The sequence below is a fragment of the Paenibacillus sp. FSL K6-3182 genome (assembly GCF_037976325.1).
Lineage (GTDB): Bacteria > Bacillota > Bacilli > Paenibacillales > Paenibacillaceae > Pristimantibacillus.
Genome location: NZ_CP150265.1, coordinates 5858657 through 5876812 on the forward strand (window position 1 = coordinate 5858657; position 18156 = coordinate 5876812).

At 43.8% G+C, this 18156-nt stretch carries 18 protein-coding genes; 8 read left to right on the forward strand and 10 right to left on the reverse strand.

What is annotated here, in order from left to right; translation table 11 throughout:
* Window positions 1–56: 56 nt before the first annotated feature.
* Window positions 57–1388: an MFS transporter gene (locus MHH56_RS25840; protein ID WP_339204517.1), complete on the reverse strand. Its 1332-nt coding sequence runs from the start codon at window positions 1386–1388 to the stop codon at window positions 57–59.
* A 173-nt stretch (window positions 1389–1561) separates the two neighbouring features.
* On the opposite strand from MHH56_RS25840, the gene MHH56_RS25845 reads away from it, so the two are divergent.
* The 6 genes from MHH56_RS25845 (at window position 1562) to MHH56_RS25870 (ending at window position 5717) form a co-directional block, all read left to right on the forward strand.
* Window positions 1562–2452 (forward strand): ROK family protein, encoded by an 891-nt coding sequence (locus MHH56_RS25845; RefSeq protein WP_339204518.1) that lies wholly within the window; start codon window positions 1562–1564, stop codon window positions 2450–2452.
* Between the two features lie 225 nt (window positions 2453–2677).
* Window positions 2678–3280 carry a DUF4183 domain-containing protein gene (locus MHH56_RS25850; RefSeq protein WP_339204519.1) on the forward strand — a complete coding sequence of 201 codons (603 nt, stop codon included), beginning with the start codon at window positions 2678–2680 and terminating at the stop codon, window positions 3278–3280.
* 83 nt (window positions 3281–3363) lie between these two features.
* Window positions 3364–3648 (forward strand): DUF4183 domain-containing protein, encoded by a 285-nt coding sequence (locus MHH56_RS25855; RefSeq protein WP_076267468.1) that lies wholly within the window; start codon window positions 3364–3366, stop codon window positions 3646–3648.
* Between the two features lie 116 nt (window positions 3649–3764).
* Window positions 3765–4199 (forward strand): collagen-like protein, encoded by a 435-nt coding sequence (locus MHH56_RS25860; RefSeq protein WP_339204520.1) that lies wholly within the window; start codon window positions 3765–3767, stop codon window positions 4197–4199.
* A 237-nt stretch (window positions 4200–4436) separates the two neighbouring features.
* Window positions 4437–4988 carry a glutathione peroxidase gene (locus tag MHH56_RS25865; protein WP_339204521.1) on the forward strand — a complete coding sequence of 184 codons (552 nt, stop codon included), beginning with the start codon at window positions 4437–4439 and terminating at the stop codon, window positions 4986–4988.
* 48 nt (window positions 4989–5036) lie between these two features.
* Window positions 5037–5717, forward strand: coding sequence for a class I SAM-dependent methyltransferase (locus MHH56_RS25870; RefSeq protein WP_339204522.1), 681 nt, complete (start codon window positions 5037–5039; stop codon window positions 5715–5717).
* Window positions 5718–5780: 63 nt separating this feature from the next.
* On the opposite strand, the gene MHH56_RS25875 is transcribed toward MHH56_RS25870, so the two are convergent.
* The 3 genes from MHH56_RS25875 to rbsK form a co-directional block, all read right to left on the reverse strand.
* Window positions 5781–6347 (reverse strand): WHG domain-containing protein, encoded by a 567-nt coding sequence (locus tag MHH56_RS25875; RefSeq protein ID WP_339204523.1) that lies wholly within the window; start codon window positions 6345–6347, stop codon window positions 5781–5783.
* Window positions 6348–6366: 19 nt separating this feature from the next.
* A complete protein-coding gene (locus MHH56_RS25880) occupies window positions 6367–7077 on the reverse strand; it encodes an MBL fold metallo-hydrolase (protein WP_339204524.1) in 711 nt (236 codons plus the stop codon).
* Window positions 7078–7156: 79 nt separating this feature from the next.
* A complete protein-coding gene (rbsK, locus tag MHH56_RS25885; protein ID WP_339204525.1) occupies window positions 7157–8083 on the reverse strand; it encodes a ribokinase in 927 nt (308 codons plus the stop codon).
* An 87-nt stretch (window positions 8084–8170) separates the two neighbouring features.
* Between rbsK and MHH56_RS25890 the strand changes: the two genes are divergently transcribed.
* Window positions 8171–8716 (forward strand): hypothetical protein, encoded by a 546-nt coding sequence (locus tag MHH56_RS25890; protein ID WP_339204526.1) that lies wholly within the window; start codon window positions 8171–8173, stop codon window positions 8714–8716.
* A gap of 23 nt (window positions 8717–8739) precedes the next feature.
* Here MHH56_RS25890 and MHH56_RS25895 read toward each other — a convergent pair whose 3' ends face one another.
* Window positions 8740–10020 carry an adenylosuccinate synthase gene (locus MHH56_RS25895; RefSeq protein WP_339204527.1) on the reverse strand — a complete coding sequence of 427 codons (1281 nt, stop codon included), beginning with the start codon at window positions 10018–10020 and terminating at the stop codon, window positions 8740–8742.
* A gap of 110 nt (window positions 10021–10130) precedes the next feature.
* Between MHH56_RS25895 and MHH56_RS25900 the strand changes: the two genes are divergently transcribed.
* Entirely contained in the window at window positions 10131–11009 is an 879-nt protein-coding gene (locus MHH56_RS25900; protein WP_339204528.1) for a LysR family transcriptional regulator, read from the forward strand.
* Between the two features lie 42 nt (window positions 11010–11051).
* Here MHH56_RS25900 and MHH56_RS25905 read toward each other — a convergent pair whose 3' ends face one another.
* From MHH56_RS25905 to MHH56_RS25925, 5 genes are all read right to left on the reverse strand, one after another.
* Window positions 11052–12830, reverse strand: a complete 1779-nt coding sequence (locus MHH56_RS25905; RefSeq protein WP_339204529.1) for a sensor histidine kinase — start codon at window positions 12828–12830, stop codon at window positions 11052–11054.
* Window positions 12827–14368 carry a response regulator gene (locus tag MHH56_RS25910; RefSeq protein ID WP_339204531.1) on the reverse strand — a complete coding sequence of 514 codons (1542 nt, stop codon included), beginning with the start codon at window positions 14366–14368 and terminating at the stop codon, window positions 12827–12829. Before MHH56_RS25910 ends, MHH56_RS25905 begins: the two co-directional genes overlap by 4 nt.
* A gap of 127 nt (window positions 14369–14495) precedes the next feature.
* Window positions 14496–16151 carry an extracellular solute-binding protein gene (locus MHH56_RS25915; protein ID WP_339204532.1) on the reverse strand — a complete coding sequence of 552 codons (1656 nt, stop codon included), beginning with the start codon at window positions 16149–16151 and terminating at the stop codon, window positions 14496–14498.
* Window positions 16152–16228: 77 nt separating this feature from the next.
* Complete coding sequence (locus tag MHH56_RS25920) at window positions 16229–17125, reverse strand: carbohydrate ABC transporter permease (RefSeq protein WP_076267455.1); 897 nt, start codon at window positions 17123–17125, stop codon at window positions 16229–16231.
* A gap of 34 nt (window positions 17126–17159) precedes the next feature.
* A complete protein-coding gene (locus tag MHH56_RS25925) occupies window positions 17160–18122 on the reverse strand; it encodes an ABC transporter permease subunit (RefSeq protein WP_076267454.1) in 963 nt (320 codons plus the stop codon).
* Between the last annotated feature and the right edge of the window lie 34 nt (window positions 18123–18156).

Consider the following 18156-nt stretch of genomic DNA (forward strand, 5'->3'; position numbering starts at 1 on the left):
CAAAACATTCTAGCATTCGATTATGAACATGAGATGAACGGAAACTGAAGCGAAAATTAACCTTTTTGAGTAAGCGGATTCCGCTTCCAATTGCCTGATATAAATAGAAACGTACCAATCCATCCACATATAGAAGCAATAACCAGCAGCAGCGACAGAGATACACTATGCGAAAGCGATGTGCTTAAAGTCGGCCCAATCGTTCCTCGAATGCCAAAAAGCATCAAATGCAGTCCGAAAACCATTGCTTCCCGGCCAGGCGCCAGTCGGAAGACAAATGCTAATATGCCGATATCCCAAATCGCTTCCCCGATTCCTTGTATCGCATTGCCGGTTATGACCGCAGCATAGCTGCCCCAAAGTCCATATAACATCGGCACTATAGCGTAAGCTGCAATGCCGCATAACAGCGTATATTTAATATCGATGCGATCGATCATCCAGCCCGCTATCCAGAACGTAAGCAGCAGCGCTGTAAAATAAGCGACACGAGCATAACCAATTTGCAAATTGGAAAGCTGAAGCACATCTACCTGTATAATTTGATACAACGGATTTGCAAACATATTGCCAAACCCGGTAAGTGTAGTCGCAGCTAAAAAAACAGCTAACGTTCGATTTTCTTTAATAAGCTTCCACTGCTCCTGAAGCGGGAACCGGCTCGTTTTTTTCAGAGAAGCAGGTTTATCAGGAGCTTTCTGTACAGGCAGCTTCAGTGTATTAAATAGACTTATAGAGAGAAAACCCGCAATGGAAGCTGCAATGAGTGGACCTGACGGCCCAAAGGCATCCGACCAGCTGCCAACAAAGTAAGCAAGCGGGATCATAATAATCCCCATTGCCACCCGCACATACCCCATTAGTCTTCCGCGCAAATCAGAAGGATACATACGCGATACTAATGCCGCATACGCAGGAGCCTGAACGCCCATTAACAGCTGAAATACAAGCGCAGCCACTACATACAAGGATGGATAAGCGAAAAAAGCCGGCAACAGCAGCAGTAATCTGCCGATGGCATTAGGAATGACGACGAACGGTTTTGGGTTATTCGCTTTCTCAATCCAAGACGCCCAAAATGGTGAAAACAATAAACCAACGGCAGGTGCTGCTGACAATAATCCAACTTGAAAATTGCTTGCTCCTTGTTGAATCGCGAATGCTACATAGAACTGGTTCATTACGACATTAAATAAGCTAAAAAGACAGGACGCACCTAAATCGATGCGGGCATTTCTCCATACATTTGCAGTCATTGGCATACCGAACTTCATGATTCGCGAACTTTCCTTGGCCTCGGATTCCATTTGGGCAGCTACCTTCTTCTCTAGGTTGATGATATACGCACGGAGGACCCCTTGCGCTGCAAAGGATCCTCTCTCAAGCACTTCATTCGATTGGATATTACTACACTCCTCACTTTTTGTACAGCATTAGTTGATCAAAAAAGCATGCGCTTCCAAATGGCACTGATACGTTCGGTTCTTTCTAATATTCCTGTAGTATGATAGACTTTTTCTCAAAGGTTCACAGTCATTTTCATATCATTGGAGGGTATTACGTGAGTATTGCAGTAGGAATTGATATTGGTGGAACAAAAATAGCATTTGGCTTCGTAGACGAGCAAGGAAACGTTATAGCGAAAGGTTCATTAAAAACTAATCTGCAGATCACGCCCGCAGACATGCTTGCGCAGGTTGCAGACGCGGTAAAGCAGCTGGCCGAGCAAAATGGGCTATCACTAGAGACGCTTAAAGGAGTCGGCGTAGGCGCGCCCGGCCCGCTTAATACGATCAAGGGTGAGCTGACTTGTCCTCCAAACTTAAAAAGCTGGTGGGGTTTCCCCGTTGTAGAGGCATTGCAAGCCCATCTGCCGCTTCCGATTAAGATGGAGAATGATGCAACCGCTGCTGCCCTTGCTGAGAAATGGGTCGGCGCTGCACAGGATTCCGAGCATTTCATCTTTATTACGATAAGCACAGGCATTGGCGCCGGCATCTTTATGCATGGCAAGCTGCTTACTGGATCAACAGGAAATGCCGGCGATGCTGGCTTTATGATTATGGATCAAGCCGGTACGCCATGGGAAGTCGTTGCTTCCGGTACAGCCGTTGCCCGTCAAGCGACGGAGCTGCTCGGCCGAGACGTTTCTTCCAAAGAAGCATTTGAGCTGGCGGCGCAAGGCGACCCCCAAATGTCCGAGCTGGTTAACCGTGTATTCAAAACAATCGGTATGGGCTGTGTATCGCTAATCAATATTCTTGATCCGAACAAAATCGTTATCGGCGGCGGCGTATCACAAGTAGGCGAACCACTTTTTGCAGCCGTTAGAGACTATGTTTCCAAAAACGCGCTTAACCCATCAGGCAGGGAAACGGCTATCGTACCCGCGAAGCTTCAGCAGGACGCTGGACTAATCGGCGCTGCCGCATTAATTCAACAAGCTTACTAAGCGGTTGAAAATAGAGAAGGAGCTGCTGTTCGAGGCTATAAGCCTTGTACAGCAGCTCCTTTTTTGCGTGATGAATGAATAGAGTTATATTTGAACTTTTGGTTACTCCGTTACCTATTTTCATTAAAATAGTTTACAGCCTAATTGTAATGGACGTTTAGTCCATACCGCAGTTCGATAGCGTCATATCATACCCTATATAGTTTAATAATTAGGGAGGTATGAATGAGCTTGGGAAATCCACTCGCAACAAAGAAGAAAACAATTCGTATATGCCCAATAAAAAGAAAGAAAAAGCACAAAAAGATCATTAATTTCAAGAAGAAACCTCATGCTGCTTATCAACATGACTCACAAGAATTTCGAGGGTCACAAGGTTCGCAAGGGCCTTCTGGACCTCAAGGCAGACAAGGTCTTCAAGGTCTTCAAGGTGCTCAAGGACCTCAGGGACCTCAGGGACCTCAAGGTCTTCAAGGTGCCCAAGGACCTCAAGGGCCTCAAGGAGAATCGGGATCTATTATCGTCCCTTCTATTCTCATTTTACCAGCTGCCCAAAGATTTTTTTATAAGATGACCTCAGATGCCGAATCCCCATTCACTATTCCAGCTGATGATTTTACAAACGATGAGGGAGTTTTCATAACTGCTTTTGTAGGCAATGGTCCAAATAGCTATAGCAACCTCTATATTAATGGGATACTGCAAGCAAGCGGTTTGTATATCATTAATGATAATAATTTGAACATTAGTCTCGATAATCAAACTATTTATTCGGGTACACCAATCATTCTCGAAACCGTTACATTCTCGGCTATAGTTGTTCCTTAGTTCAATCTATTAAACTCCGCGATTCAGACCTTCCCTTTTTCGATTACTAGCATAAGTTAGTAGAGAGAAGAGAGGTGATATAAGTGCCAATCACAAAACCATTCATGGCTGCCAGAAGATTTAGTGCCACAGCAGGGGACGGAACTGGAGTCGGTGCTGCGTATAATATTCTTGCAACAGCAACAACGAATGACACCGGTACAGCTGCAACAGCATTTCCAACTGCTCCCGCCTACTACAATCTTTATATTAATGCACAGATTCAAACTGCAGACACATCAACAGTTACGACTACTGCTATTACCATACCAGACGGTGATACACTCGATCCTTTGACTCCAATTGTAATCGAATTTGTTGTAAACTAACCTAATTTGTTGACTTGGTGCCGACAATACTTTTTTTATATTGTCGGCATTATTTTTCATTAGAGGTTATTAATTCCTTACATAGCTTCTAATCATAAATAAGGAGTTGAATATGAATGCCGATCATTTACCCTATTTCTCCCCCAATAGGTTCCGGATATATTTATAATATCAGCGCTCAAACTGTTCCTGTGGAGGCAGATATTATTTTTGATACAAGTGTTATTTTCACACCCGTTATTACGCATTCCCCTGGAACCAGTCAGATTACCGTTTCCACCCCTGGAAATTATGAAGTTACTTTTTCAGTGCCGGGAGTAGAACCGAATCAATTCGCCTTATTCTCAAATGGTACGCTAGTTACAGGATCCATATATGGTTCAGGAGCTGGTACTCAGCAAAATAATGGGCAGTCTATTATGGCTCTAGCGGCTGGAAGTATTCTCACACTGCGAAATCATAGTTCAACTGCTGCCGTTACGCTGCAAACTCTGACCGGTGGCACTCAAACAAATGTAAATGCTTCTGTTATAATCAAAAAATTAAGTTGATTTCTAATCCACAACCTCACGAGGATGTGGATTTTTCTTTCCTGCAAAATAAATTAACTTTATAATTTTTGCTAATGGCATCGACTATTTATAGCATTTGCCTATAACGCTTATTTTCTTTATATATTAGACCAATAAAATATTTGGCTATATGATAGATTGAATCATACAAATGGTTTCCATATTACGCAGTTATTGAGGAAAAAATAAATCAGTAACACAGGGGAGGTTAACCACATGTCGATTTATAATTTTCAAGCGATCTCCATTTTCGGAGAAACAGTAAAGCTGTCATCCTACCGTGGAAAAGTTATCTTGATCGTCAACACGGCAAGCAAATGCAGTTATTCACGTCAATTCAATGATCTGCAGGTGTTATACGAAAAATATCAGGAACAAGGATTCGAAATTCTCGCTTTTCCTAGCAACCAATTCAACGAGAAAGAGCCAGGCAGCAATTCGGAAGTGAAGCAATTTTGCGAGGTCAACTACAAAGTTACGTTCCCGCTGTTTGAGAAAACGAATGTGAGAGGAGCATCAGCTCTTCCATTATTTCAATATCTGACGCAGCAAGCTCCGTTCCAAGGCTTCGACACAGAGACTGCGAGCGGACAATGGATGCAGCAGTTCCTGCAGGAGAAATACCCAGAAATATATGCTGGGGACGGGATCAAGTGGAATTTTTCCAAGTTTTTAATTAATCGCGACGGATTTGTTCAAGAAAGATTCGAATCCACGATAGAGCCCATCGCTATTGAGCCTGCCATCATATCGCTTCTATGTACCTAAGGAGTAAGCCAGTGAGAACATATTCGGAAAGTCTAGGAGGATAAACGGATGGGGATAGAATGGTACGATCGAATTGCACGAAAAAATGGCGGATATCGAAGCAATGCGGTATTTACGATCGAAGGCATTTCAGCTGAGCAATTATTTGAAGAAAGATTGGTTGAAATGCTGCCTGCATTTGATACGGTTCTTGATGCGGGTTGCGGACACGGAGATTTTACACTAAAAATGTCACGTCATGCTAAGTCGATTGTTGGATTTGATAATTCAATTGAAATGATTAAGATTGCCAACTCCATGAAAGATGAGAGCCAAGCTCATAATATATCATTTATTTACGCGACTACAAAAACCGATTTGCCATTCACCGACGGGCAATTTGATTTTATTTACGATAGGCGCGGACCAACGTCCATTTTGAATCATAGCAGAATACTACGCTCGGGAGGTACGATATTTGGTATACACTCAGGCGCGCTAGAAATGGTCAAAGAAAGATTACACAGTAATGGATTTATAAATATTCAAATTGAAGAGTTTGATCAAGCTGTTTTCTATTTTCCAGACACAATTGAATTTGCTAAGTTTCTCACAGGCATTCCCGGGAATCCTGACTATACCGATCCTTCATTAAGCAAGGATTTCGACGCCAAAGTTGCAGAGAATCAAATTAATGGAAAACTAGGCGTAAAAGAATACAAATATATTTGGAAAGCTAACAAACCTTAAATTACTATCGTAGCGGGAGCCAAGGCACTCCATTAAGCATCTCTGGCTCCTGCTTCTTTTCTATCATGATTTAACACGGAGACCGTTCAAATACGTTTGGATGACAATTTTTAAGCTTTCGTCGATAGCCTGCGGCATGCCAAATCCATTCTTTTGTTCAATCGAAGCGAATCCGTGCAGCAAGCTGCGCAATCCCCGTACACTGTGAATGGCCTTCTCATACCCAAGTTCATAATAGCTTAGCGTCTTAACGAGCAAATCCACAAGCTGCTCTCCAATTGCTGCATATTCTGCTTCATCCGCATCTGGCGAGCGCAGCGTCAGCTCATACACGCCTGGATGTTTTCTTGCAAAAGAAATGTAGGCAGAAGCAATGGCATGAACCGCTTCATCGCCTTCTTTATTTTGTAACGATTCATTTATCGCTGCAAGCAGCTTCTGTAAACCGTAGATAGCCAGCTGGATGCGCAAAGCGTTTAATCCATCCACATGGTTATATAATGAAGGAGAACGCACGCCAAGCTTCTTGGCAAGCGTCGCCAGCGTAACCTCTTCGATGCCTAGCTCATCTGCTATGGCAGCTGCTTCCTCTACAATAGTCGCCAAATCAAGCCCTCTTCTAGGTGACATAGAATCCCCCCTCTCCTATTTATTTAACCAAAGAGCGTTCCGCTGTGGCAATCGCCTTATCCAATAAACGTTTTGGCTGCAGCACCATGTTGCCATGGCCAGCAGCGAGCAACGATGGTTTCAAATCTCTTAATCTTCGAGCCGTCTCCAAGCTCGTTTGTTTATCCCAAGTAGCCATTGCTGGAAAAGGAAACAGCAGCTTTATCTGTCCTGATACTGCAACGCCTGCTCTAGTTTGAAAAGCATCCCCTACGATGAGAATGTCATTCCTCGTATCTAGAAATGCCATCGAACCAGGCGTGTGCCCCGGTGCAGCTACCGCAAGCAAAGAGCCCACGCGATCACCATCCACGAGCAAAACATCAGGTTTTGTTCGAACGTTTTTAGGCAAACCGCCACGAATCGGCAAGCTGCTCTCATTAGGATCTAACGTATGGTCACCGCCAAGCAGTCTTGCATCTCTCTTGGATATAAACACCTGTGCATTTGGAAGCCTTTCTTTTAGCCCGTCGAGCGAACCGATGTGATCCGCATGAGCATGAGTCAAAACAATACGGGTAATCGGCTTGCCTAGCTGCTCCGCTGCCCTCAGAATGGCATTGACGTTGTTTGGAAGTGCGGCATCCACTAACGTCAATCCTTCCGCCTCCTCCACCAAGTAACAATTTACTGGAAATACCTTAGGTAAATAGGTCAGCTGTACAACCGTTTTCTCGCGTGTCATTCTCATTCCAAATGGCCTCCTCAACAAAAACTAATGATATTAGTTTCATAATAAACTAATACCATTAGTTTTAGCAAGCCTATTTTTATTTTTTCTGTTCGCTTTGAAGAAAAGCTTCAATTTCTGCTTTAGTTGGGATCGATGCTTGGGCACCTTCCTTCGTAACGGCTAGTGCTGCTGCTGCTGCTGCAAAGATCAAAGCCTGCTCAGCCTGGCAGCCATCGGCGCTTGCAGCGGCGAATGCACCGAAGAAAGTATCGCCCGCTGCCGTCGTATCAACAGGTTTTACTTTGAATGCAGGAATCGTAGCTTTGTCGCCTTGCTTATTTTGATAGAAACAGCCTTTCTCCCCTAATGTAATAATGACGTTTTTTGTTCCTTTGCCCATGACTACTTCTGCTGCCGCTTGCGCTGAGGAAGCATCGTTTACCGTTAAGCCCGTAACAACAGCCGCCTCGGTTTCATTTATAATAAGAGTATCAATAAGCGGAAAAACATGCTCAGGAATAGCCCTTGCCGGGGCAGGGTTATAAAATACTTTACTGCCGCCGCTGCTAGCACTATTCATGACGGATAGCGTCGTCTCCCACGGTATTTCATTTTGAAGCAGCACGGCATAAATATCCGACCACTCTCCATAACCCGCGGCTGCATCCTTGTCTGTCAGTTGACCATTCGCACCTTCAGATAAAACAATATGATTCTCGCCTTCACCGTTCACGGTAATAATAGCGAAACCTGATGTTCCTTGCTTGCGTAATACTTGACTAGTGGAAATTCCATTATCTTGTAATGATGTGATCAATGTCTGAGCAAAAGGATCCTCGCCAACTGCGCCGATCATCACACATTCCGCACCTGCGCGAGCCGCTGCAACCGCTTGATTTGCCCCTTTGCCGCCCGGAAAAAACGAGGTGGCTGCACTAGAGATTGTTTCACCCGGGAGTGGGAATTTTTCGACCTGACTAACGATATCCATATTTATGCTTCCAACAACGAGTATTTTTTTCATAGTTTGTTCATACCCTTCCCTAATTAACGATTCAGTTCATTCTTTTGAATGCATGTACCTATTTTAACAGAAGGAGTAGATCTTCACATGATTACCGCTTTTATTATCGGCTGCGAGATAGGATTTTGGTTATTTGTACTTATCGGCTTATTATGCCGCTATATTTTCCGTTTAAAAAAGCTTGGCGCTATATTCTTGATTGCAACACCTCTCATCGATTTGGCATTGGTTATTGCTACTATTTATGATCTCCGCGGCGGCGCAACAGCTACCTTCGCACATAGCTTGGCTGCAATATATATCGGGGTTTCCATCGCTTGGGGTCATCGAATGATCAAATGGGCTGATGAAAGGTTCGCTCATCGCTTTGCCGGCGGACCTGCTCCTGCTCGGAAGCCGAAATATGGCAAAGATCATGCTCGCTACGAGCGAAATGGCTGGCTGCATCACTTGCTCGCATGGGTGATAGGCGCTGCCATTTTGTATGGCATGATTTTAATGGTCGGCGATGCGTTGCGAACGGAGGTTTTATTTAACACGCTTCGTTTATGGTCGATCATACTCGTCATTGATTTTGTTATCAGCTTTAGCTATAGCTTATGGCCACGCGCCAAAAAAGCAGAATCCAATTAGGATTCTGCTTTTCTTTTACAAAATTATCGTGTAATTAGCTGCTCACGACGCGGTCCTACCGATACGCTTGCAACTTTTACGCCAATGGCTTCTTCCACAAACTGAACGTATTGCTGAGCTGCTTCAGGCAACTGCTCAAAAGTTGTAGCTTGCGAAATATCGCAGTTCCAGCCTGGCAAGCGCTTAAGCACTGGCTTAGCAGAAGCAAGCGCTGCTGTCACTGGGAATGAATCCTTAATGATTTGTCCACCCAATTCATAACCGATGCATACTGGAATTTCATCTAAGTATCCTAGAACATCAAGATTGGTCAGCGCAACCTCCGTAGCCCCTTGCAGCATGCAGCCATAACGCGTAGCCACCGCATCAAACCACCCCATTCGGCGCGGGCGCCCTGTATTCACGCCAAATTCTCCTGCGTCGCCTCCCAAACGGCGAAGCTCATCAGCCTCCGCACCTGTCAGTTCACTGACGAACGGTCCGGCTCCAACACAGCTGGAATACGCCTTAACTACCGCAATAATTCTCGTAATTGCATAAGGTGGAAGACCCGCGCCTACTGGTGCAAAACCCGCCAGCGTAGACGATGATGTAGAGTAAGGATAGATGCCGTGATCCGGATCACGCAGCGCCCCAAGCTGTCCTTCTAGCAATATCGACTTTCCAGCTCGATACGCATCATTTAACAGCTTCGTTGTATCACAAACGAAAGGCCGCAGCTTCTCCGCTTGCTCAAGCAGCACAGTCAGAAGCTCCTCCGCTTTGATCGGCTTTTTGTTGTACAACTGCTCAAGCAGTACATTCTTGGCTGCCAAGGATTGCTCTAAACGCTGCAGCAATCGCTGCTCATCATACAGATCCGCAACTTGTACGCCAAGCTTTGCATATTTATCTGAATAAAATGGAGCAATGCCTCTTTTCGTCGATCCGAAGCCGTTTGAGCCAAGCCTTTCCTCCTCCAGCTCGTCAAATAAGCGGTGAATAGGCAGTACAACCTGTGCTCGTTCGGATATTCGAATTTGCGGCTCCGGTACTCCTCGTGCTATCAGCTCATTCCTCTCCCGCAGCAGCACTTCAATATCAAGAGCTGTGCCTGGGCCAATGACGTTCGTAATCTCTGGATAAAAGACGCCAGACGGCAGCATATTCATCGCGAATTTACCGTAGCTGTTAATAATCGTATGCCCAGCATTGCTGCCTCCTTGATAACGTACGACAAATGAGGATTTGGCAGCTAACGCATCTGTCATTTTCCCCTTGCCTTCATCTCCCCAATTCGCTCCCACTATAGCGGTTACCGTCAATTCAATCGCCTCCTAATGTTGTTATTGCCCTTTAAGGTTTATTATAATGAATGATGTGACATTAAAATAATTGATATAACTAATAGTTCATATTAGGTGGGATTATAGCTGTGATCGTAAACATGGAGTGGTATCGCGTCTTTTATTGGACGGCTAAGACAGGAAGCTTATCGCGCGCTGCAGAACAGCTTTATATTACACAGCCAGCCGTCACGCATACGATTAAGCAATTAGAGGCAAAGCTAGGCGGCCAGCTTTTTTTCCGTATGGCCAAGGGGGTCAAGCTTACGACTGAAGGCGAGGTCCTCTTTCGATATATCGAGCAAGCGTATAGCTTTATTGAGACAGGGGAAAAAATGCTCGCAGAAATGCACAACCTGCAAAGCGGTGAAATTAGTATCGGTGCGAGCGACACGTTATGCAAGCATTATTTGATGCCGTATTTGGAGCAGTTTCATACGGAATATCCAGAGATTCGCATTCGTGTGACGAATCGAACAACCCCTGAAACTATCCAGCTTCTAAAGGAAGGAAAAATTGATTTTGGCATCGTACATATGCCTGCTTCAGACAGTCAGCTAGACTTTCGGTTAAGCGTGCCCTTGCAGGATATACTCGTCGGTGGTCCTGCTTATTCATCTCTTGGTGATACCGCCATCGAGCTTGAGGATATTAGCAAGTACCCGTTATTGCTTCTAGAAAAAGGGGCGGGCACAAGAGAGTTCCTTGACGAGTATGCCGCAGCGCATGGTACAAAGCTCACGCCAGAGCTTGAGCTTGGCAGCATGGATCTGCTTGCAAAGTTCGCACGAAGTGGCTTTGGGCTGGCCTTCCTCGTTCGCAGCTATGCTGCTGATGAGCTTGCTTCTGGCGAGCTCGTCGAAATTCCGCTGATCCCGCCCATCCCCGCACGCAGCATCGGTATCGCAACGCTTCGCGGTGTGCCGCAATCCGCAGCATCCAAACGATTTTTGGAGCTGCTGCCTTAGCCGCTTGGCAAAAAACTAAATGCATAAAAAAAACGTCCTATTCTAAATAGGACGTTCTGGTTCGATATCTTTTTTTCTAGCTGGAATCGTAATCGTAATGGATGTGCCCATTCCTCTTTTGCTCACGATCCGCACGCCGTATTCCGCTCCAAAATGAAGCTTGATCCGCTCGTCCACATTCCGTACCCCGTAGCCCACATTCACTCTCTCAATAGGATCGGACATTTGGCGTAAAATCTCAGGATTAATGCCAACACCGTCATCAATGACTTGGAAGGTTATTAAATCTCCCTCCATCTTGCCTACTATTCGAATGTTAATCTGTGCTCCATACCAAGCATGCTCAAGCGCATTTTCGATAAAGGGCTGTAAAATAAGCTTTACGGTCGTAAATCTTAAAATATCAGGATCAATGTCAAACCAGATTTGCATACCGTCTTCGAATTTCGTCTTCTGAATATTGATATATGCATTAATCTGCTCCAGCTCATTCCGAATCGGAATAACGGTTCTACCTTCATTCAGAGATAACCGGTAAAATTTCGCTAAATCAAGCACCATTCGCTGCAGCTTATCTACCTGTCCAAACTTAGCCAATCTACTGATCGAGGACAATGTGTTATATAAGAAATGCGGATTGATTTGCGCTTGCAGCGATTCCAGCTCCGCTTCCTTTTTCTTCATATTTGTCATATAGACTTCTTGAATTAATCCGTCAATATTATGACCCATATCGTTTAAAGCGAAGGAAATGCGCGTAAATTCATCCTTCCCTTTAAAATGAATCTTTTTCTTGAAATTCCCTTCTTGAAAGGCATCCAGCACACGAACGATTTTGATAACCTTACGGGAATAAAAGCGAGAAATATACAAGCCTGCAAGTGAAAATACAACAAAGCAAGCCAAGCAAATTAAGAAGGTCCAAAGCTTTACCTTGTCAGTAGCCTTCTCCATAATATCGGTTGGAACGAGTGCGAGCAGCTTCCAATTCAGCTGTGGAATCTTTTCCTCTACGGCCCAATAGTTCGCCATTTCCGCTTCACTCAGCGATTCACCAATTTTAAAATGGGTATCACCGGAGGAGAACATAATTCTTCCATTCTCGTTGAGTGCAAAAATTTTCGTTCCTTGACCGATTTTCTCAGAATCAACGCTCTCGAGCAGATCGGTAAGTCTCAAGCTAATACGAACGAAACCAATTTCCTCAAGCGTAATGGGATCATTCATATTAACAAGTCTTCTGAGCAAGGAAATATGCCCGAATTTCGTATCCCCTTCGACCTGCTTCCACTGCATAGTCTCGCCATACCGCTCCACAGGGTAATCTATATACCATGACCTGTCCTTAATTCTAGAAATATGGTACAAATCAAATAATGGCCCCTCCGCATTCAGCGGATCGGTATTATTATAATTGTGATAGATTTCCGGCAATGTATTGTTATGTAGATAGACTGCAAGGCGCATTTTATTGCTTGCTGCCTCCACCGTTGTTTGCATTTTTGGAAGGAGCTGCTTCGTCGTGGCTTCGTAGCTAACCCAGCCTTCTTCATAATGACGCAAATAGGATGCAAGATTACTGTCAAAATAAAGCATGCCGGATATACGTGACACATCCTCCATTTTGTACATAATATTGTCCTTCATCTGAGCCAGCGTACCAAGATTAATCTCGCGGGTTCGCTCTTGAATGGAGCTTGTAAAAATAACATTCGCTGCATAGCCAATTAGGATCACCGGCACCATGATAAACAAGCTGTAGGTGAGCATAATTTTAATCCCAAACGGAATATAACGATGCTCCTTCTTATGTTTGGTCATTTTCGTCTAAACTCCAACGGCGTCATACCGTACATTTCTTTAAATTGTTTGCTGAAATATGGCAAGTGACGATAGCCTACTTGATCTGCTATCTCATAAATTTTCATGTTTGTTGTTTTGAGCAGCTCGCACGATTTCTCCATGCGCAGCTGAATAAAATATTCGCTGAAGTTTTTACCTGTCTCCTCTTTAAAAATAAGGCCAAGGTAGTTCGGCGATAATGAAAATTGCTCCGCCAAATCACGTAATGTAATGTTATCATGTGTACGTTCTTTCATATAATCAATCATTTGTTTAATAAGCTTCCAATTTTTTTTGTGCTTGTTTGCCTGCAAAGTTTCGGATATTTCGTAAACCCTACGTCTCAGCCACACATGAATATCGTTGATCGTCTCAAACTGCATAATGATATCGTAATTATTCAGCTCCATGCCAAGCAGCTGAAAGACATTTTCATTCGTTCTTTGCAAATAATTATCAAGCTTCATTACGATATAAAGCGCATAGTTGCGCAGCGTAAACTTTGACTTTAAGTTTTTGGCAACCTGAAATAAGTCATCCAGCTCATCATGAATGCGAACGAGCTCATAACCCGACATCGCAACAAACAATGCTTCCAGCTTTGCATCGAGATGCTTAACATCCTCTTTCTCTGCCGGCCTAACCTCACCGTGACCAATGACCTTTCCTTTGCCGTAAAACATTTTCAAATCCAAAGCTTCAACGGCCTGACGATAGGAGGCCGAGAATACGTTGATTGAATCACATAATTCACCAACGCCTGCGGTAATGGAGAAGGTATGCTGTTCGTTGACTCTATTAACGATCTTGAGTGGCAAAACATCTTTATCCGATTGCTCAATGAGAATCGCAACCCGGAATTTGCTAATTTTACAAATATGCGAAATGCCAAACTCCTTACAGATCGATACCACTTGCTGAATCTCATCCTGCTCTGCCCGCGTCTCATCGTTCAGTTTCCAAGACAAATCATCCACTTCAATTACGGCTACTAAGCCAGGATAGAGAAAACGATTCATCTCATATTCTTGACTCAATACCTCAATGGTTTTGTCATCGCTGGTTCCTTCAAGCAATTGCAGCATATATTCATTTTTTACGATCGGAACCATTTGGCCATATGTATTTTGCCGCTCTTGCTCATGGTCCAAGACATCTCGAACCTTAAGCAGAGAATCAATCAGCTCCTGATCATCCATCGGCTTTAAAACATAATTGACAGCATTAAGCGACAATGCCTGCTTAACATAGCTAAAATCTTGATATCCGCTTACGAAAATAATTTTAATATCCTTCGACATCTCGAGCGCGCGTCTAGCCAGCTCAAGCCCCGTCATATTAGGCATACGGACATCTGTTACAAGAATATCTATTTTTTCCGTATCCAGCACTTTACAAGCATCAAATCCGTTCATCACACCCGCTACGATTTCCATACCGAGATCTGTCCAAGGAATAAAGGCACGCATACCTTCCAAATCTAGCTTTTCGTCGTCCGCCAGCAATACTTTATACATGATGTTATCAGCTCCAATTAGGCAAAGGCTTTACGTACATCGAACATCTCATCGTTCTATTAAAACGAAAAAACTCGGGTACACTAAATAACTTAGTATACCCGTCGTTTTTAAGAAAAGCTATGGCTTATTCAGCTTTCATTTTTGCAAGGTTCGCTTGCCATTTTTCTGTTTTGAATGCCAGCAATTTATCATAACCAGCAGCTTGAGCATCTTTTTCGCCTTTATCAAGAACAGCTAGTACTTCAGCATCATTTTTCGCGAACAATGCTTTTGCTCTAACTTCTAGGAACAAGTCCTCAATACGTTGACGGATGATACCTTCTTCTGTATCCGGTTGTGGATCGATGTTAATGAATTCTGTTGCATTGGATTGCGTTTTCCACGTAATTTCACGTTGGTAACGAGTAGACCAGTTTTGTTGCTCAACTGGCAACGACTCTTCAAATTTAGCTTTTGTAGTATCTAGGAATACTGTGTTACCAACCCAGTTAAGGTTCGTTGTAATCGCTTGAAGCTTACCAAGACCGCCTGCATCAGAAGTGTATTTTTCTGTGAACTTCGGAGTTTCGCCGTCAGCTTCTACGCCATCCCAATAGATTCCTGGAGGTCCCCACATCAAAGCGCTTTGTCCTTCAGGACCAGTCAACCAGTCATAGAAAGCGAAGATTGCTTCTGGGTTTTTAGCGCTTTTCGTAATAACCGTTACGTTCCAGCCTAACATACCATACGTACCAGGGAATACTTTGTTTTTGTCAACGCCTTCTTTGTGAATCGGCCAGATCATGAAATATCCAGCTTCTGGATCGTTTTTCGTAAGCTCAGCATGTGCTTGCATTGCAATTTCAGTTGGGCTTGCTGATGCAAATACTGCTACACGGCCAGTCATTACTTTTTCAGTAATTTGGTCAACCGTTTGTGTCATTGCATCTTGCGTAATCAATTTTTCACGGAACAGCTTGGAAGTGTATTGCATTGCTTCACGGTACTCAGGGTCAAGGAAGATCGAAGTCAGCTTGTCGCCGTTAGGTACAGCACGCATACCTGGGAACTTCTGATCGTTTTCTTTGAATGCAGAGTACAATACGTCAAGTCCTTGTCCATCTTTTGCTAAATGCGGCTCGTAAGGAACAACATTCGGATATTTTTCTTTAACCAGCTTCAAGTAGCTGTACAGATCGTCTGTTGTTTCAAGCTTAGGTGAACCAAGCTCTGTGTAGATCTTTTTGTTTACAACATAACCAGAGTTGCCGTTAGGTTGTTTTGTATACCAGTTAGGGAATTGATAAAGCTTGCCATCTTCTGAACGAAGCATGTTGATGCCTTCATCGCCCAACCATTTTTTCAAGTTCGGATATTTATCAAGATAGTCGTCGAATGGAACAAGCAGATCAGCTGTGCGCAATTTCTCAACATCAACGCGCTCTAGCCAGATCGCATCAGGAAGCTCGCCAGTCGCGATCATCGTATTCAGCTTTTGTGGAGCCGCACCACCGGAGTGGATTGGTTTTACGTTTACTTTCTTTGTATCTCTAATCCAAGTACTCGTAATGTCGCCGCCCCATGCTGGCATAGTGTACCAGTCATAATGCCCATAAAGGGTGAAATCAAGCTGCTCCTTGCCAAGTTCATAAACCGATGCCGGCTTATTGCCGCTATTTTCCTCCGGCTTGCTTCCTGTTTCTCCGTTTTCTGTTTTACCGGAATTACCGCTACAGCCTGCCATTAAAGAAACGGCCATAAATGCAGAGACGATTGGGACGAGTAGTTTTCTTTTTTTCATCTGTTTATTATCCCCTTTCAAGCTCATTTTTATATGTTCAAAGCTTTCGCTCTAAACCACATGTCTTAAACTGCCTGCTACTCTTTCAATGATCCAACAAGAACACCTTTAACGAAATATTTCTGGACGAATGGATACACCATAATGATAGGAATCGTGGCAACCATCATCGTTGCCATAGACAACGATTTGCTCGTTACCGTTCTCATTTTGGCTAACTGCCCTTGCGCAGCAGAATCTAGCTGTGACATTTGATCCGATACGATATTAGAGTTCAAAATCTGCTTAAGCATCGTTTGTATAGGAAGCAGCTTCTCATTGGTGATGTAGATACTTGGACCAAACCAATCATTCCAATGAAAAACAGCCGTGAAAAGCGACAACGTTGCAATAACGGGACCAGAGAGCGGAACAACAATGCGGAAGAAGATACCCCAGTTGCCGCTTCCATCGATTTTCGCCGATTCCTCAAGCCCTGCAGGCAAGCCTTGGAAGAATGTTCGGAAGATGATCATGTTCCAAACGCTGACTAGTGTTGGAATAATGAATACCCAGAATGTATTCATGAGGTGAAGCTCACGAATGAGCAAGAAAGAAGGAATAAGTCCACCACTGAAGTACATCGTAATGATACACAAGATCATGTAAAACTTGCGGCCCATCAATTCTTTCTTCGAGAGGCCATAGGCGAATAATGCCGTTATAAATATGGATGCGATTGTACCGACAACCGTCCGACTGATCGAAACCAGAAACGCAGTTACCAATCGTTCATCCTTGAATACGATACCATAGTTTTCTAAAGTCCAATCACGCGGCCAAAAGGTTACGCCCCCCATGGAGGTGTCTATTCCGCTGTTGAAGGATATGACAAGTGCATTCCAGAATGGATAAAAGGTCATAAAAGCTAATAACGTTAGTAAGATGTAGATGGTCACCGTCATCACGCGGTCTCCAAAACTGAGCCTGATCACTGCATCATCCGCCTTTCCGGGCTAATTGTATAGTTTACCACAAGCTGCTGCCGGCCCTGCGTGCCAGAAAGTTCGCCATTGTCAAAAGTCCTACGCTGATAACGGCTTTGAACAATCCAACCGCTGTTGCGTATGAGTATCTAGAGCTTTGTATCCCGACTCGATAAACGTACGTATCGATAACATCTGACACGTCCCTGAGTACAGGGTTTACAGCAAGCAATAGAATGTCTTCGAAACCTGCATTGAGTAGATTACCAATCGCCAGAATCATGAAGATAAGGACAACCGGCATGATCGAAGGCAATGTGATCAAAAAGATTTGTTTGAATTTACTCGCACCATCCATAGATGCTGCTTCATACATGCTTGGATCAATACTTGCTATTGCTGCTAGATAGACGATGGAGCCAAATCCAATTTCCTTCCATACCCCAGTCGAAACGAGGATGGACCAGAATAATTCTGGAAGTGATAGAAAGTTGATCGGTTCATCGATAAAGTTCATTTTCTCAAGTACGATGTTAATACTTCCATTGTCCGTGGACAGCATCGACATAATCAGACCCGCAACGATTACCCATGACATAAAGTGAGGCAGGTAACTTACCGTTTGAACCAGCCGCTTAAACATTAGGTTTTTCACTTCGTTAAGCATAAGCGCCAGCAAAATCGGTGCCGGGAATCCAATGAAAAATTTCAACAAGCTGATAATAACCGTATTTCGCATGACCTTGAAAAACTCCGGGGAGCTGAAGAACATGTCAAAATGTTTTAATCCAACCCATTCGCTTGCCATAAAACCTTTGAAGATGCTGTAGTCTTGAAATGCCATCAATATACCGTACATTGGGATGTAACTAAACACGATGATTAGTAACAATGCCGGCAATACCATCATTTGAATGTCCCATTGTTTTGCGAAACGCAGAAACGCATTTTTAGTTTTAGGTTTTGGTTTTTTTAATAGTTCTTCATTAACCGATAGTTGCGCCACTACTCAATCCCCCTTGCTCTAGTTGTTCTACTAG

Coding starts and splice junctions, on each gene's coding strand:
- MHH56_RS25850 (WP_339204519.1), top strand. CDS start 2,678: ATGAGCTTGGGAAATCCACTCGCAACAAAGAAGAAAACAATTCGTATA.
- MHH56_RS25860 (WP_339204520.1), top strand. CDS start 3,765: ATGCCGATCATTTACCCTATTTCTCCCCCAATAGGTTCCGGATATATT.
- MHH56_RS25865 (WP_339204521.1), top strand. CDS start 4,437: ATGTCGATTTATAATTTTCAAGCGATCTCCATTTTCGGAGAAACAGTA.
- MHH56_RS25870 (WP_339204522.1), top strand. CDS start 5,037: ATGGGGATAGAATGGTACGATCGAATTGCACGAAAAAATGGCGGATAT.
- MHH56_RS25875 (WP_339204523.1), bottom strand. CDS start 6,347: ATGTCACCTAGAAGAGGGCTTGATTTGGCGACTATTGTAGAGGAAGCA.
- MHH56_RS25880 (WP_339204524.1), bottom strand. CDS start 7,077: ATGAGAATGACACGCGAGAAAACGGTTGTACAGCTGACCTATTTACCT.
- rbsK (WP_339204525.1), bottom strand. CDS start 8,083: ATGAAAAAAATACTCGTTGTTGGAAGCATAAATATGGATATCGTTAGT.
- MHH56_RS25890 (WP_339204526.1), top strand. CDS start 8,171: ATGATTACCGCTTTTATTATCGGCTGCGAGATAGGATTTTGGTTATTT.
- MHH56_RS25905 (WP_339204529.1), bottom strand. CDS start 12,830: ATGACCAAACATAAGAAGGAGCATCGTTATATTCCGTTTGGGATTAAA.
- MHH56_RS25910 (WP_339204531.1), bottom strand. CDS start 14,368: ATGTATAAAGTATTGCTGGCGGACGACGAAAAGCTAGATTTGGAAGGT.
- MHH56_RS25915 (WP_339204532.1), bottom strand. CDS start 16,151: ATGAAAAAAAGAAAACTACTCGTCCCAATCGTCTCTGCATTTATGGCC.